The sequence below is a fragment of the Microbacterium testaceum genome (genome assembly GCF_020781835.1).
In the GTDB taxonomy this organism is placed as follows: Bacteria; Actinomycetota; Actinomycetes; order Actinomycetales; family Microbacteriaceae; genus Microbacterium; species Microbacterium testaceum_H.
In genome coordinates this window covers 197,462-212,057 of the sequence record NZ_JAJGNJ010000005.1, presented here as the reverse complement: position 1 = coordinate 212,057, position 14,596 = coordinate 197,462, and the positions used below count along the sequence as shown (strand labels likewise).

General features: G+C 71.6%; 15 protein-coding genes. 5 read left to right on the top strand and 10 right to left on the bottom strand.

What is annotated here, in order from left to right; all coding sequences use genetic code 11:
* Nucleotides 1-18: 18 nt before the first annotated feature.
* Nucleotides 19-1,224 carry a homoserine O-acetyltransferase MetX gene (metX, locus tag LL239_RS09560; protein ID WP_228163203.1) on the bottom strand — a complete coding sequence of 402 codons (1,206 nt, stop codon included), beginning with the start codon at nt 1,222-1,224 and terminating at the stop codon, nt 19-21.
* Between the two features lie 95 nt (nt 1,225-1,319).
* Between metX and LL239_RS09555 the strand changes: the two genes are divergently transcribed.
* Entirely contained in the window at nt 1,320-2,018 is a 699-nt protein-coding gene (locus tag LL239_RS09555; protein WP_228163202.1) for an SDR family NAD(P)-dependent oxidoreductase, read from the top strand.
* A gap of 196 nt (nt 2,019-2,214) precedes the next feature.
* On the opposite strand, the gene LL239_RS09550 is transcribed toward LL239_RS09555, so the two are convergent.
* The gene (locus LL239_RS09550; RefSeq protein ID WP_228163201.1) at nt 2,215-3,537 is read right to left on the bottom strand and encodes a bifunctional o-acetylhomoserine/o-acetylserine sulfhydrylase; all 1,323 of its coding nucleotides are present in this window, start codon (nt 3,535-3,537) and stop codon (nt 2,215-2,217) included.
* Between the two features lie 147 nt (nt 3,538-3,684).
* On the opposite strand from LL239_RS09550, the gene LL239_RS09545 reads away from it, so the two are divergent.
* Nucleotides 3,685-4,467, top strand: coding sequence for an SDR family oxidoreductase (locus tag LL239_RS09545; protein ID WP_228163200.1), 783 nt, complete (start codon nt 3,685-3,687; stop codon nt 4,465-4,467).
* 94 nt (nt 4,468-4,561) lie between these two features.
* Here the strand turns inward: LL239_RS09545 and LL239_RS09540 are convergent, their stop codons facing one another.
* The gene (locus tag LL239_RS09540; RefSeq protein WP_228163199.1) at nt 4,562-6,061 is read right to left on the bottom strand and encodes an MFS transporter; all 1,500 of its coding nucleotides are present in this window, start codon (nt 6,059-6,061) and stop codon (nt 4,562-4,564) included.
* Nucleotides 6,062-6,139: 78 nt separating this feature from the next.
* Here LL239_RS09540 and LL239_RS09535 point away from each other — a divergent pair, with 78 nt between their 5' ends.
* The 3 genes from LL239_RS09535 to LL239_RS09525 all read left to right on the top strand — a co-directional run bounded on the left by LL239_RS09535 (nt 6,140) and on the right by LL239_RS09525 (nt 8,017).
* Nucleotides 6,140-6,634 carry a phosphoribosyltransferase gene (locus LL239_RS09535; RefSeq protein WP_228163198.1) on the top strand — a complete coding sequence of 165 codons (495 nt, stop codon included), beginning with the start codon at nt 6,140-6,142 and terminating at the stop codon, nt 6,632-6,634.
* Nucleotides 6,631-7,317 carry a uracil-DNA glycosylase gene (locus tag LL239_RS09530; RefSeq protein WP_228163197.1) on the top strand — a complete coding sequence of 229 codons (687 nt, stop codon included), beginning with the start codon at nt 6,631-6,633 and terminating at the stop codon, nt 7,315-7,317. Before LL239_RS09535 ends, LL239_RS09530 begins: the two co-directional genes overlap by 4 nt.
* An 88-nt stretch (nt 7,318-7,405) precedes the next feature.
* A complete protein-coding gene (locus LL239_RS09525; protein ID WP_228163196.1) occupies nt 7,406-8,017 on the top strand; it encodes a GNAT family N-acetyltransferase in 612 nt (203 codons plus the stop codon).
* 52 nt (nt 8,018-8,069) lie between these two features.
* Here LL239_RS09525 and LL239_RS09520 read toward each other — a convergent pair whose 3' ends face one another.
* The 7 genes from LL239_RS09520 to LL239_RS09490 all read right to left on the bottom strand — a co-directional run bounded on the left by LL239_RS09520 (nt 8,070) and on the right by LL239_RS09490 (nt 14,489).
* Complete coding sequence (locus LL239_RS09520) at nt 8,070-8,390, bottom strand: protealysin inhibitor emfourin (protein ID WP_228163195.1); 321 nt, start codon at nt 8,388-8,390, stop codon at nt 8,070-8,072.
* The gene (locus tag LL239_RS09515; protein ID WP_228163194.1) at nt 8,377-9,435 is read right to left on the bottom strand and encodes a M4 family metallopeptidase; all 1,059 of its coding nucleotides are present in this window, start codon (nt 9,433-9,435) and stop codon (nt 8,377-8,379) included. Before LL239_RS09515 ends, LL239_RS09520 begins: the two co-directional genes overlap by 14 nt.
* A 129-nt stretch (nt 9,436-9,564) precedes the next feature.
* Nucleotides 9,565-10,356: an ABC transporter ATP-binding protein gene (locus tag LL239_RS09510; RefSeq protein WP_228163193.1), complete on the bottom strand. Its 792-nt coding sequence runs from the start codon at nt 10,354-10,356 to the stop codon at nt 9,565-9,567.
* Nucleotides 10,353-11,168, bottom strand: coding sequence for an ATP-binding cassette domain-containing protein (locus LL239_RS09505; RefSeq protein ID WP_228163192.1), 816 nt, complete (start codon nt 11,166-11,168; stop codon nt 10,353-10,355). The genes LL239_RS09510 and LL239_RS09505 overlap by 4 nt, the downstream gene beginning before the upstream one ends.
* Nucleotides 11,165-12,034 carry an ABC transporter permease gene (locus LL239_RS09500; protein ID WP_228163191.1) on the bottom strand — a complete coding sequence of 290 codons (870 nt, stop codon included), beginning with the start codon at nt 12,032-12,034 and terminating at the stop codon, nt 11,165-11,167. Before LL239_RS09500 ends, LL239_RS09505 begins: the two co-directional genes overlap by 4 nt.
* On the bottom strand, nt 12,031-12,981 hold the full coding sequence (locus LL239_RS09495) for an ABC transporter permease (RefSeq protein ID WP_228163190.1): 951 nt from the start codon (nt 12,979-12,981) through the stop codon (nt 12,031-12,033). The genes LL239_RS09500 and LL239_RS09495 overlap by 4 nt, the downstream gene beginning before the upstream one ends.
* Nucleotides 12,978-14,489: an ABC transporter substrate-binding protein gene (locus LL239_RS09490; RefSeq protein WP_228163189.1), complete on the bottom strand. Its 1,512-nt coding sequence runs from the start codon at nt 14,487-14,489 to the stop codon at nt 12,978-12,980. The genes LL239_RS09495 and LL239_RS09490 overlap by 4 nt, the downstream gene beginning before the upstream one ends.
* Nucleotides 14,490-14,596: the final 107 nt, after the last annotated feature.

Genomic DNA, 14,596 nt, shown 5'->3' with positions numbered 1-14,596 from the left:
GTGCCCCGGCGCCCCGCGTCAGGCGGCGAACAACCGCCGCAGGTGGTGGTCGACCGCAGCGGTCTCGATGAGGAACCCGTCGTGACCGAAGTCGCTGGTGAGGACCACCGCCTGGTCCCCATCGAGGGCGTTCGGGATGCCACGGGCGATGCGGTGCTGCCCGTCCACCGGAAACAGCCGGTCGGTGTCGACCCCGAGGACGAGGGTCGTGGCCGTCACGCGGCGCAGCGCGTCCTCGACGCCGTCGCGGTCGCGGCCGACGTCGTGCGAGTTCATGGCTTCGACGAGCGTGAGGTAGCTGTTGGCGTCGAAGCGCCGCGTGAACTTGTTGCCGTGGAAGTCGAGGTACGACTCCACCGCGAAACGTCCGCCGTGCCCCAGCGGGCTGACGCCGGACTGCCATGATCTCTGGAACCGCTGGTTCAGCTCCGTGGGGCTCCGGTAGTTCAGCAGCGCCATGCGGCGGGCGAGGGCGAGGCCGCGATGCGGGCCGTCGCCGTCGGCGGCGTCGTAGAACGCACCGCCCGCGAACCGCGGGTCCATGCGGATCGTGTCGGCCTGCACGGTGTTGAGCGCGATCTGGTCGGCGGTCGTGATCGGCGGAGCCGACAGGATCGCCGCTCGCTCCACCCGATCGGGGTGCCCGACCGCCCACTCCAGGGCGTGCATCCCGCCCATCGAGCCGCCCACGACCGCGGCCCAGCGCTCGATCCCCAGAGCGTCGGCCAGGAGCGCCTGCGCTCCGACCTGGTCGCGGATCGTCAGGTACGGGAAGCGCGCGGCCCACTCGTACCCGTCGGGCGCGATGCTGGCCGGTCCCGTCGAGCCCTGGCATCCACCGAGCATGTTCGGGGCGACGACGAACCACCGGTCCGTGTCGATCGCGGCGCCCGGCCCGACGAGGTCGCCCCACCAGCCGGCGGTGGGGTGACCGGGTCCGGCGGCGCCGCGGACGTGGCTGTCGCCCGTGAGGGCGTGCAGGATCAGGACCGCGTTGTCCCGGGCGGGGGACAGTTCGCCCCAGGTCTCGTACGCCAGGCGGAAACCGGGGAGACGCTCGCCGTTCTCGGTGCGGAACTCCCCGAACGCGGCGAAGCGCCGATCTCCCACCGGGTCGCCGTCACGCCACGCGCCCGTGGCCGGGGGCCGACCGAGGAGGGACCGGGCGTCGGCCTCCGTGATCGGCGCCGAGGGCACCGTGTCTTCGGAGATCTGCCAGTCCATGGCATCCATTCTCCCGGGTCGCACGGCCCGCGAAGCGACTGTTACGCGCTTGTCCAGCCCCGGTTCGTCGCCGGACGCGCGGGCATGATCGGGGCATGGCGAACTTCCTCCTCATCGCGGCCTCGAGCGACATCGGCGGGGCGACCGTCCGACGCCTGCGCGACGCGGGCCATCACGTCGTCACCACGGCGCGCGACCGCTCGGTCATCGATCCGGACGTGATTCTGGATGCCACCGACTTCGACGCCGTCGACCGTGCCGTGGCCGAGGCGGGGGATCTCGACGGCATCGCGGTGTTCGCGGGGTCCATGCTGCTCAAACCGGCGCATCTGACCTCTCGGGAGCAGTACGAGGGCATCGTCGCGGCGTCGCTCACGACCGCTTTCGCGGCGGTGCGGGCGGCGGGCAAGCACCTGCGCGGCGGTGGCTCGGTGGTGCTGACGTCGTCGGCGGCTGCCCTCGCGGGGCTGGCCAACCACGATGCGATCGCCGCGGCCAAGGCCGGGGTGATCGGTCTGACGCTGTCGGCCGCGGCGAGCTACGCGTCGCAGCGACTGCGCATCAACGCCGTCGCCCCGGGACTCGTGCAGACCCGACTGACCGCGGGGCTCACGGCGAGCGACACGTCGCGCAAGGTGTCCGAGGCGATGCACCCTCTGGGGCGCCTGGGCGAGCCCGACGACATCGCGCGGGCGGTCGAGTTCTTCCTCGACCCGGCCAACGCGTGGGTCACGGGCCAGGTGCTCGGCGTGGACGGTGGCCTCGGTAGCCTCCGGCCGCGTCAGCGACTCTGACGCCCCGCCCGCCCCGCGGGATCGGTTCACGCCCGCGGCACGGGCCCGGCGGGCGGAGGATGTTCGGGCAGGGGAGGGGGTTGCGCCGTCGCGGGGTTCTCCCGTCGCCCGAAGCACCTCCCGTCGCGACCCACGCGACGGACGCGAACGCGACGACGCCCCGACCCGGCGGACCGGGGCGGGGCGTCGGAGCAGGTCAGGCGCGAGCGGCCTCGGACAGGCGACGCGCGGCGGCGAGGGCCTGGTCGAGGTCGGCCTTGAGGTCGTCGATGTTCTCCAGACCCACCGACAGACGCACCAGACCGGGCGTCACACCCGAGGTCAGCTGCTGTTCGGGCGTGAGCTGAGAGTGCGTCGTGGAGGCGGGATGGATGACGAGCGAGCGCACGTCGCCGATGTTGGCGAGGTGGCTGAACAGCGTCAGCGAGTTGACGAACTCGCGGCCCGCTTCGACCCCGCCCTTGAGCTCGAACGACAGCACGGCACCGACGCCCTTGGGAGCGTAGTTGTTCGCGGCGGCGTACCACGGGGAGGTGGGCAGGCCGGAGTAGTTCACGCTCGCGACGTCGTCGTGCGCCTCGAGCCACTCGGCGATCTCCTGGGCGTTCTGCACGTGGCGCTCGATGCGCAGCGACAGTGTCTCCAGACCCTGGATGAGCAGCCACGCGCTCTGGGGCGAGATGGCGGCGCCCAGGTCGCGCAGCAGCTGCACGCGGGCCTTGATGATGTACGCCAGGCCGTCGCCGACCGCCGTGGTGTAGCTGGCGCCGTGGTAGGAGGGGTCAGGCTCGGTGAGGCCGGGGAACTTCTCGACGTTCTCCGACCAGGCGAACGAGCCGCCGTCGACGATGACACCACCGATGGTCGTACCGTGGCCGCCGATGAACTTCGTCGCCGAGTGGATGACGATGTCGGCGCCGTGCTCGAAGGGGCGGATGAGGTAGGGCGTCGCGATCGTGTTGTCCACGATGAGCGGCACGCCGTTCTCGTGCGCCACGTCGGCGACGGTGCGGATGTCCAGCACGTTGATCTTCGGGTTGCCGATGGTCTCGGCGAAGAAGAGCTTCGTGTTGGGGCGGACCGCCGCGCGCCACGCCTCGGGGTCGTCCTGGTTCTCGACGAACGTCGTCTCGATGCCCAGCTTGGCGAGGGTGTACTTGAACAGGTTGTACGTTCCGCCGTAGATCGAGCTCGACGAGACGATGTGGTCGCCCGCCTGCGCGATGTTCAGCACCGCGAAGGTCTCCGCCGCCTGGCCGCTGGCGACCAGGAGGGCTCCGGTGCCCCCCTCCAGCGCGGCGATGCGCTGCTCGACGACGTCCTGCGTGGGGTTCTGGATGCGGGTGTAGATGTTGCCGAACTCCGCCAGCGCGAAGAGGTTCGCGGCGTGATCGGCGTTGTCGAACACGTACGACGTGGTCTGGTAGATCGGGGTCGCACGAGCCTTGGTCACCGGGTCCGGCTGGGCGCCGGTGTGGATCTGCTTGGTCTCGAAACGCCAGTTCTCGGGTGCGGACACGGCTGCTCCTCAAGGTCTTCGGGGACCGCGACGGATGCCACGGCCTCCAGCGAGCGTAGAGACGTCCCGCTGCGCCGACAACAGGGCGGACACGCGCCGTAACGTGCGGCGCGGCCCGTACCGCCGCCCGCCGGTAGCGTGGATGCCATGACGAGACGTGCTGTGGTGACCGGGGCGAGTTCGGGGATCGGCGAAGCGACCGCGCGGGAGCTGCGTGCGCGCGGCTGGGAGGTCGTGGGGGTGGCCCGCCGCGCGGAGCGGCTCGCCGCGCTCGAGGCCGAGACGGGCGTCGTGGCGCACGCCGCCGACCTCACCGACGCAGACGCGGTCGCGGGCCTCGCCGCCTGGCTCGAGGAGACCGGCGGCGTCGACGCCCTCGTGCACGTCGCGGGCGGCGCGCGCGGGACCGACCGCGTAGAAGACGGCGACCCCGAGCAGTGGCGGTGGATGTTCGAGGCCAACATCCTGTCGTCGCAACGGCTCGTGGCATCCCTCCTCCCGCTCCTTCGCCGTGCGGCCGAGCGGGCAGGCCACGCCGACCTGCTGTTCGTCACCTCGACCGCCGCTCAGGTGGCCTACCCGGGCGGCGCCGGCTACAACGCCGCGAAAGCGGGGGAGTCGATGCTCGTCGCGGCGCTCCGCCAGGAACTCAACGGCGAGCCGTTGCGGGTCATCGAGATCGCTCCCGGCATGGTGCGCACCGAGGAGTTCACGCTCAACCGTCTCGGTGGCGACCGCGCGGGCACCGAGAAGCTGTACGAGGGCGTGGAGGCGCCGTTGCTGGCCGAAGACGTCGCCGACGTGATCGCCTACGCGGTCGACGCTCCCGGGCACGTCAACCTCGACCTCGTGACGGTCCGCCCCGTGGCGCAGTCCGCCCAGCATCTGCTCGCGCGCGGGCCGTTGCGCGTGCGCGGCGCGGCGGACTGAGGGCGGGACGCTTCCGCCCGCGGCACCCCGCAGAGCGCTGTCCCGGGGCGGGCTCCGGAGCCCCGCGAGGGGTCCGGTAGCGCGCGGTCACGGTTCACGCGATGTCGCCACGCGCGGCACCCGCCGCCGCCTCCTCCTCGGCGGTGTCCGCGAAAGCGACCTTCGGCACGAACAGCAGCAGGACCGCCGCGAGGAATCCGCCGGCGGCGCAGATCGACCAGACGGCGATGTAACCGGCCAGCGGTGCGGCCGTGGCCGCGACGGCGGCACCCGCACCCCCGGCGAGCACGACCCCGAACACCGCCGACGACATCGTGCCGCCGACCGTCTTGGTGGTGTTCGTCAGGGCGGATGCCACACCCGTCTGGCCGCGCGGCGCGGCGGCTGCGGCGGCGGCCGGCATCGCCGCCACGAGAGCGCCCGACCCGAGGCCGGCGATCGCGAGGCACAGGAGCACCTCCCACAGCTCGGTGTGCAAGGGGACCAGCAGAAGATACCCGGCGCCCACGAGCGCCGCGGCGCCGATCAACACGGCGCGCGGGCTCGCCCGGCGCGAGGTCACGGCGAACAGAACCGCACCCACGATGAGCGACACGAGGTACACCCCGATGACGTTGGAGCGGTCGGTGGCATCCAGCCCCAGCCCGTAGCCGAGGGACCGGTCGGTCCCGGCGTAGGTCGCGAGCGGTCCCTGCGCGCCGAGCAGGCTGATGCCCACGAGGAACGAGGTCATCTGGACCGGCCACATCTCGGGACGACGCAGCACCCGGATGTCGACCGCGGGGTCGGGGCGTCCGAGCTCGAAGCGGACGAACACGACGAGCAGGATCGCCCCGAGCACGAGGAGGGGCACGATCACCGCGGGGCCGGGCCCAGCCGGCAGCCTCACGAACGACAGTGCGCCGGTCACGCACAGCAAGGCCCCGGCGAGCAGCACGAACCCGCCGACGTCGAGGCGCCGAGCGCCCGGCATCCGCTCCGACTCGGGCACCCCCAGCCAGATCACCGCGCACACCAGGGTGATGGCGATCGCGGGGACCGTGAGCGCGAGTCGCAGGTCCCCGCCGGTGGCGGCGAACAGGCGTCCCGCGGCGAGTGCCCCGACGATCGCTCCGGCCTGCAGGCCCACCACCAGGAGCCCGGCGGCGCGGCGGGTCTGCGAGACGCCGCGACTCTGCCGGCGTCCGCGGTCGAAGATGAGCGCGATCTCCAGCGGCAGCCAGACGACGTAGAAGCCCTGCAGGGCCCACGCGATCAGGAACGTCGGAAACGTGTCCGCGAACACCAGCCACCAGCTGGCCGCCGCGGTCGCGACGGCCGAGATCAGCAGGATGCGTTTGTGCCCGAACATGTCGCCGAGCTTGGCGAGCACGGGCAGCACGAGGGCGGAGAGCAGCAGCTGAGCGGCCTCGAACCAGTTGACGTCGGCGTCGCGGATGCCGAGGTGGACGACGATGTCGGGGAGCAGCGGCACGTAGTACCCCTGCAGGATGCCGCTGGCGAGCTCCACCAGCACGAACCATCCGATGAGTCCCGCGGTCACCCCGAGCGCGGACCCGCGCACCCGGTCGACCGCGCCCGAGGCACGCGACATGGCGCGAGGCTAGCACCGCGCCGGGCGGCATGCCGGAGACACCCTAGGGTGAAAGACACACGAAGAGAGGGGATCCGCGTGGCGGAGACGACCGACGAGCGCGAACGACTGACCTGGGACGCCTTCGGCGTCGCCACCCGCGACATCTCGCGCGCGATCGTCGCGGACGGGTTCCACCCCGAGGTGGTCGTCGCGATCGCCCGCGGCGGGCTGCTTCCGGGTGGCGCGATCGCGTACGGGCTCGGGGTGAAGAACTGCGGCGCGCTGAACGTCGAGTTCTACACCGGCGTCGGCACGGTGCTGGACGCGCCGGAGGTGCTGCCGCCCGCGCTGGACCTGTCGTACCTGAAGGGCAGGCGCGTGCTGCTGGTGGATGACGTGGCCGACAGTGGCCGCACCCTCGATCTCGCCGTCACGCTGCTGGACCGCCACGGTGCCGAGGCCCGCTCGGCCGTCATCTACACGAAGCCGACCACCGTGATCGTCCCCGACTACTCGTGGAAGAACACGTCGCTGTGGATCGACTTCCCCTGGTCCTCCCAGGGGTCTGTCCAGGAGGAAGACGCCGCGTGACGGGGAGGTCCCTCGCCGAGCTCGCCGACGCGGGACTCATCGACGCCTCCTGGGTCGAGCCGCTGACGCCTGTCGCCGGTGACATCGCCGCCATCGGCGACCGGCTCCGGAGCGAGGGGAAGCCGTACCTGCCCGCGGGTGATCAGGTGCTCCGGGCCTTCCGCACGCCGATCGATGCGGTGCGCGTGCTGATCGTGGGCCAGGACCCCTACCCGACCCCCGGACACCCGATCGGACTGTCCTTCGCGGTGGATCCGCATGTTCGACCGCTGCCGCGGAGCCTGGCGAACATCTACCGCGAACTGTCGGACGACCTCGGCATCCCTCCCGCGCCGCACGGCGACCTGTCCGCCTGGTCGGAGCAGGGCGTCATGCTGCTCAACAGGGTGCTGACCGTCGCTCCGGGCGCTCCCGCCTCCCACCGGGGCTGGGGGTGGGAACGCGTCACCGAGCACGCGATCCGCAGCCTCGTGGCGCGGACGGCGCCCCTCGTCGCCGTGCTCTGGGGAAGGGATGCCGCGCACCTCACGCCCCTTCTCGCCCAGACCGCCATCGTGGCCTCCGCGCACCCCTCGCCGCTGTCGGCGAGTCGGGGATTCTTCGGCTCCCGCCCCTTCTCGCGCGTCAATGCGCTGCTCGAGGGGCAGGGCGCGGCGCCGGTGGACTGGCGGCTTCCGGCCTGAGCGGCCGAGTGCGCCGCGATCCCGCGGCTCCCGCCCGCCGTGGGGCGCGGTCACATGGCCGAAACGGTCGCCCCGTAGAGTGGCGTTCGTGCTGGAAGAGGAGTACGAGAAGAGTCGGCGGCGGCTACCGCTGCATCTGCGGCGCACCTCCGCGCCGGAGCGGCCGTTCTCGTACGAGATCCGACCGGCCATCGAAGCCGACATCCCCGACATCCGCGAGATCTACAACTACTACGTGCGCAACTCGGTCGTGACCTTCGACGAGAAGGCCTGGTCGATCGCGAAGTGGCGCGAGAAGTTCGCCACACTGCAGAAGCTGGAGCTTCCCTTCCTCGTCGCGGAGGCTCCCAGCGGGCAGATCCTCGGATACGCGCTCGTGCAGCCCTGGCAGTCGAAGTCGGCGTACCGCTACACGGTCGAGAACTCGATCTACCTCGGACAAGCGGCTTCGGGCAAGGGGCTGGGGCGTGCGCTGCTGGAGGCCCTCATCGACGCGTGCGCCCAGAAGGGCATCCGCGAGATGGTCGCGGCCATCAGCGACAAGGGGGCGGATGCCTCGATCGCGCTGCACGAGAAGCTCGGGTTCACCGAGGTGGGCAGAATGGGGCGGGTCGGCTTCAAGTTCGGTCGCTGGCTCGGCGTGGTCTATCTGCAGAAGAGCATCCCCTCGAAGAAGAAGCGTCGAAAGCTGTTCGGCTGACGCGGGGCTCCCTTCCGCGTCCCGGCGCCTGTGGCCTCGCGTTCGGCGGCGTTCAGTCGACGCGCGGGTCAGCCGCTCGGCGGACTTCGTCCACGAGCGTGCGCCACGGGCCCTCGATCTGCGCGTCTGCCAGCCGCGCCCGATGCACCGCGGTGCCTCGTTCGTGCACCTCGATGCGCCACTGGTAGCGGTCGGCCCCCGTCGATGGCGGGGGAGGGGCATCCCACGTGCACTGATCGATGAGCGACCGCCACTGCGGCGCCCGCTCGGGCGGAGGCTGGGCCCGCCACTGCCGCGACAGACCGGCGATGCCGCCGGAGCGCACGACGAGGACCGCGAGCTCCGCGTCGTCCGGGCCTTCAGCTCGTGGCATCCTCCGCGACGCCCACCTCTGCCCACGCGGCGCGGACGGCGTCGACCTCCTCCGACTTCTCACCGTACTCCGCCGCCGCGACGGCACGTGTGGCGGCGGCGAACGCGGCGAAGTCGGCGGTGGTCGACAGCGTCCCCGAGGTCAGTGTGCGATACCAGATCAGCCCGGCCCGCTCCCAGGCGAACCCGCCCAGCCGTGTCGCCAAGAGGTGGAACGCCCGGTTGGGGATGCCGGAGTTGATGTGCACACCGCCGTTGTCGTCCGCGGTCTCGACGTAGTCGCGCATGTGCCCGGGCTGCGGGTCCGTGCCGAGCACGTCGTCGTCGTACGCGGTCCCGGGTGCCGACATGGACCGCAGCGCGACGCCCTGCACCGCGTCGGCGAAGATGCCGGCCCCGATGAGCCAGCTCGCCTCATCGGCCCGCTGGCCCCGCGCATGCTGTTCGGCCAGTGCGCCGAAGACGTCGGAGAGCGACTCGTTGAGCGCACCGGACTGCCCCTGGTACTCGAGGCCGCCGGACGCCTCGGTGACACCGTGCCCGAGCTCGTGCGCGATGACGCTCAGCGAGCGCGTGAAGCCGGTGAACACCTCGCCGTCGCCGTCGCCGAACACCATGCGTTCGCCGTTCCAGAAGGCGTTGTCGTAGTCGTCGCCGAAGTGCACCGTCGCCAGCAGCGAGCCGCCCGCGCCGTCGATGCCGTCGCGGACGAACGCATCCCAGAACAGGTCGTACGTCGCACCCAGGCCGTCGTACGCCTCGTCGACGGCACGGTCTCCCGTGGGGCCGTCGTCTTCGGTGCGCACGCGACGGCCGGGCAAGCGCTCGGTGTTGCCGGCGTCAGAGATGACGCGGTCCGGTGCGGGTGCCGTCTCGGCGACGAGAGCACCGGCGTCGATGGAGAGCCGGAGGCGCGTGCGGGCCCGGCGCTCGGGACGGGGAACGGCGAGGGTCTTGCGCGCCGCGGCGGCCGCGCGCGCGAGGCGGGGGTCATCGGTGGCGGCGAGGCGGTCGAGCAGGAACGGGGGGACGATTCCGGGGGTCATGGGGCGAGGCTAGCGGCGGCCACCGACACGCGGCATCCCTTGTGGATGAGGACGGGAGATGTCAGAGAGGCAGGGCGCCTGCGTGGCGTCGCGGTGTCCCGCCGCGCCGGGTGCCTGGCACGGTTCCGGTCAGCCCGGCAGCGTCGGCACAGACGCGAGCAGCCGGCGCGTGTACGCCGCCTGCGGCTCGAGGAGCACCTTCTCGGTCGGCCCCTGCTCCACGACGCGGCCGTCCTTCATGACGATGACGGCATCGCAGACGTTCTGCACCACGCCGATGTCGTGGGAGACGAGGACGAGCGTGAGCTGCTCCTCAGCCCGCAGCCGAGCGAGCAGGCGCAGGATCTGCGCGCGCACCGTGACGTCCAGCGCCGACAGCGGCTCGTCCCCGACGAGGATGCGCGGTCGGTGCACGATCGCGCGGGCCAGGGCGAGGCGCTGGCGCTGACCGCCGGAGAACTCGTGCGGAAAGCGCTCGGCCGCATCCGGCTCCAGCCCCACCTGCTCGAGGACCTCGCGCACCCGCGCACGTCTGTCGCCCTCGATCCCCAGCGCCCACAGGGGTTCCCCGACGATGCGCCCGGCGCTCATCCTCGGGTCCAGCGACGCGTAAGGATCCTGGAACACGATCCCGGTGGCCCGCCGCAGCCAGTGCAGCGACCGGGCCGAGCCGCGGGCGTCCACGGTGCGGCCGTCGACCTCCACGGTGCCCGCGGTGGGCGTGTCCAGACCCAGCAGCAGCCGCACGAGGGTCGACTTGCCCGACCCCGACTCGCCGATGACGCCCACCGCGGAGCCTGCCCTCACCGACAGGTCGACGTCGTGCAGTCCGGCGGTCCGTTCGGCGCGGCCGAAGCCGCGCGTGCGCGGGGTCAGGTACGTCCGCGACAGGCCTCGGGCGTGCAGGATCGTGTCGTTCATACCGTGCCCCGCTCCGGGTCCGACGTGCGCTCGATCTCCGGATGCCACAGTGTCGCGGTGGCATCCCGCAGCAGCGCCTGGGTCACCGAGGAGGCGGGGGATCGCAGGAGATCGGCCACCGCGCCCTGCTCGACGATGCGTCCGTCCTCGAGGACGACGGCGTGGGTGGCGACCTGCGCGAGCACCGCGAGGTCGTGCGTGATGAAGATCAGCGACATCCCGGCATCCTGGACCAGGGACCGCAGGAGCGACAGGATGCCGGCCTGGATCGTCACGTCGAGGGCGGTGGTGGGCTCATCGGCGATCAGCAGCTGCGGGCGGCACGCGAGGGCCATCGCGATCGCCACCCGCTGTCGCTGGCCGCCCGAGAGCTGGTGCGGGTAGCGCGAGACGATGCGGGCGGGATCGGGCAGGGCCACGCGTTCGGCTTCGGCGACGGCGCGGCGCAGGGCCTCGCGTCGCGAGACGCCCTCGTGGATGCGGATCGACTCCCCGATCTGGCGTCCGACGGTGCGGATCGGGTTCAGCGCCGTCCGCGGTTCCTGGAAGACGATGCCGATCTCGTCGCCGCGGATTCCTGCGAGCTCGCGGTCGGTGAGCCCCAGGATCTCGCGGCCGTTCCAGCGGACGCTCCCGGTGGCGGTCGCGGCATCCGGAAGCAGGCCCAGCACCGCGAGTGCCGTCAGAGACTTGCCCGAGCCGGACTCGCCGATGAGACCGAGGCGGGCTCCGTCGGGCACGGTGAAGCTCACACCGTCGACCACGGTGCGGCCGCCGATCGCGATGCGGAGGTCCTCGACCTCGAGAGTCATGCGACCACCCCCGGAACGTGCGTGCGCGCCTGCGGAGCGCGCTCGGAGAGCGTGGGGTCGGCGGCGTCGCGCAGGGCGTCGCCGAGGAGGTTGAGTCCGAGGACCGTCAGCGTGATGGCCAGGCCCGGCCACACGACGGCGAGCGGATGCACCGAGATGTAGGCCTGGAGGTCGCTGAGGAGCACGCCCCACGACGGCTGCGTGATCGGGGCGCCGAAGCCGAGATAGGACAGCCCCGCCTCCGCCAGAACGGCGACGGCCATGCCCCAGGACAGCTGCACGATGAACACCGGCGCGACGTTGGGGAGGAGATGTCGGACGAGATTCTGTGCGGGCGTGAGCCCGCTCGCGCGACCGGCGAGCACGAAATCGCTGTGCAGCACGCGCCGCAGTTCCGGCCGTGTCACGCGCGCGATGTTCACCCCGAAGCCGATCCCCACCGACCAGATGACGACGCCGAGCGAGCCGCCCCACACGGCGGTGATCATCATCGCGATGATGAGGACCGGGAAGGCCACGAGGATGTCGACGAGCACCGCGACGCTCTCCCGCACCCACCGCGCCGTCAGTGCGCCCAAGGCGGCGAGGGCGATGCCCAGGAGCGAGGCGACGATCCCCGCGCCCACGGCCACGACCACGGTCGTCCGCGCCCCCGCCATGAGCAGGCTCAGGATGTCGCGGCCGTTGCCGTCGGTTCCGAGCACGTGCGGCCACGTCGGGTCGCTCCATCGCGCGCGCGCGTCCACGCTCGCGGGATCGAACGGCGTCCACACGAGCGATACGAGGGCGGTGAGCGCGATGACCGCCACGACCAGGATGCCGAAGCGCCCGGTGCCGTGACGCCACAACCGGCGAAACGTCCTCACGATGCCTCCCGCTGCCGAGGGTCGATGAGACGGTGCGCGAGATCGACGAGGAAGCCCACGATCAGCACGAACCCGGTGAGAGCCAGGAGCTCCCCCTGCACCTTGGGCAGGTCGCGCGCGGACACATCGGCGACGAGCATCCGTCCGATCCCCGGGAGCGTGAAGAGCTGCTCGATGACGACCGCGCCCACGATCACACCGGCGATCTGCAGACCCAGCACGGTGACGACGGAGAGACCGACGTTGGGCAGGCCGTGACTCAACAGCGCGCGCGTGCGCGTCAGTCCCTTCGCCGCCGCGGTGCGGACGTAGTCCTGGCCCATCGCCTGAAGGGTGGCGCTGCGGACGAACCGCAGCAGCATCGCGCCCTCCACGACGCCGATGGTGACCGCGGGGAGGATCAGGGCTCGGACGGCGGCCGCCGGGTCGCCCCAGCCGGAACGCGGGAAGCCCTGCGGGGGAAGCCACCCCAGCCACACGGCGAACACCACGACCAGCATCATGCCCGCCCACACCACCGGGACGGCCGCCAGCGCCTGAGCGCCGACGCTCAGCGCGGTGCCGTCGGGGCGGCCGCGCCGCAATGCCGACAGCACCCCGAAGGGGAGTCCGACGGCGAGGGCGACGGTCAACGACATCGCCGCCAGCGGAAGCGTGACCCGCGCCTTCTCGGTGAGTTCGGACCCCACCGAGACGCCCGTGATGAGGGACGTGCCGAGGTCGCCGCGCAGCACCCCGCCGATCCAGTCGACGTATTGCTGCCAGAGCGGCTGCGTCAGACCGAGGCTCTCGCGCAGCGCCGCCACCTGCTCCGGCGTCGCCTGCGTACCGGCGATGAGGAGCGCGACGTCGCCGGGCAGCACGCGCAGGGACGCGAAGATCAGCACGCTCGACACGGCCAGGCCCAGAACGAGCAGGCCCAGCCGTGTCAGCGTGTAGCGGATCACTCCGACGAGACCGTCACACTCGCCAGCGGCAGACGCACGTTGAGAGAGTTCTTCGGGAAGTTCGCGACATTGGCGGCCACGGCGGTGAGCGGCGTCGAGAGGAACAGCCAGTCGGCGGCATCCTCGTCGGACACGATGCGTGCGGCCTCGGCCAGGTAGTCGGACGACTGCTGCTCATCCGTGGTGGCGAGTGCTTGCGCGTACAGGCTCTGCACCCGGGGGTTGTCGTAGCCGAAGTAGTACGACGGATTGGCGAAGTTGCTGAAGTCGCGCGCTTCGACGTGGCGGACGAAGCTCAGGTCGTAGTCGTGGTTGGTGTAGACGTCCGTCAGCCAGGTCGGGAAGTCGACCGACTCGACCCTCAACGTCACACCCACGTCGGCGAACGAGGACACCAGGAACGTCGGGATCGAGGAGGGGTAGACGCTCGGGATCGTCAAGGTCAGCGTCAGGTTCTCGGCTCCGGCCTCGGCCAGCAGCTCGCGAGCGCGGTCGGGGTCGTACGAGATGCTGCCGGACAGGTCTTCGTATCCCGGATCCAGCGGCGGGATCGGACCGTAGAGCGGCTGGCCGGCGCCGAGGGTGTCGATGAGGGCCTGGTGGTCGATCGCGAGGCGCAGGGCTTCGCGCACGCGCTGGTCGTCGAGGGGCGCGCGGGCGTTGTTGAACGCGAGCGTGCCCTTGTCGGTGGTGAGGCCCGACTCGACCCGGAAGTCGCCGGTGCCGTCGAGCTGCCCCTGGAGCTCGGGGTCGATCTCGAGGGCCACGTCGACATCGCCGCTGACGGCCGCGTTGATCGCCGCGCTCTGGTCGGGGATGTACTCGAGCACGACCTCGGCCACGCCCGCCTTCTCGCCCCAGTAGGCGTCGTTGCGGGTGAGGGTGAGGCTCTGGCCGGTGTTCCAGGACGACACGGTGAAGGGCCCGGTGCCGTTGGTGGCGGTCTCGAAGTTCGTGGTGTCGTTGCTCTTGACGACCAGTCCCGCGCGGCCGGTGAGGGCGAACAGGAAATCGATGTTCGGCTGCGCGAGCGTCACGACGACCGTCGTCGGGTCGGGCGACGCGATGGATGCCACCCCGGCCAGGTCGGCGCTGTTCTGGATGGTCGCGTCGTCCTTCGCGGTCTGCAGGGACGTCACGACATCCTCGGCCGTGAGCGCGCTCCCGTCGTGGAACGTCACGCCCTGGCGCAGGGTGAAGGTGTAGGTGAGCCCATCGGGCGACACCGTCCAGTCGGTGGCGAGCGCCGGGACGATGGCGTTGTCGTCGTCGCCGTCGCGAGTGACCAGGCCCTGGTAGACGTTGTCGATGAGTGCTTGCTCGAGGGCGGCGCCGCTCGTGCGGCGGATGTCGAGATTCGACGGCTCCAGCGAGAGACGGACGGTGAGGGTGGCGTCCGGGTCGGGCGCGCCGGTCGGGTCGGGCGCGGTCGAGGTGCCGGTGCACGAGGTGAACAGGAGCGCTCCGATCAGGAGCGCGCTCGTGGCGAGGGCGGTACGGCGCAGCATTGCGGGGGTGTCCTTTCGCAGGCCGACGGCATCCGGGGGCTGTGGTGCCGTGGAGTGGGGTGAAGACAGCCTACTTTCACCCGTTGCGCGGGCAGCCGCGTGTGACA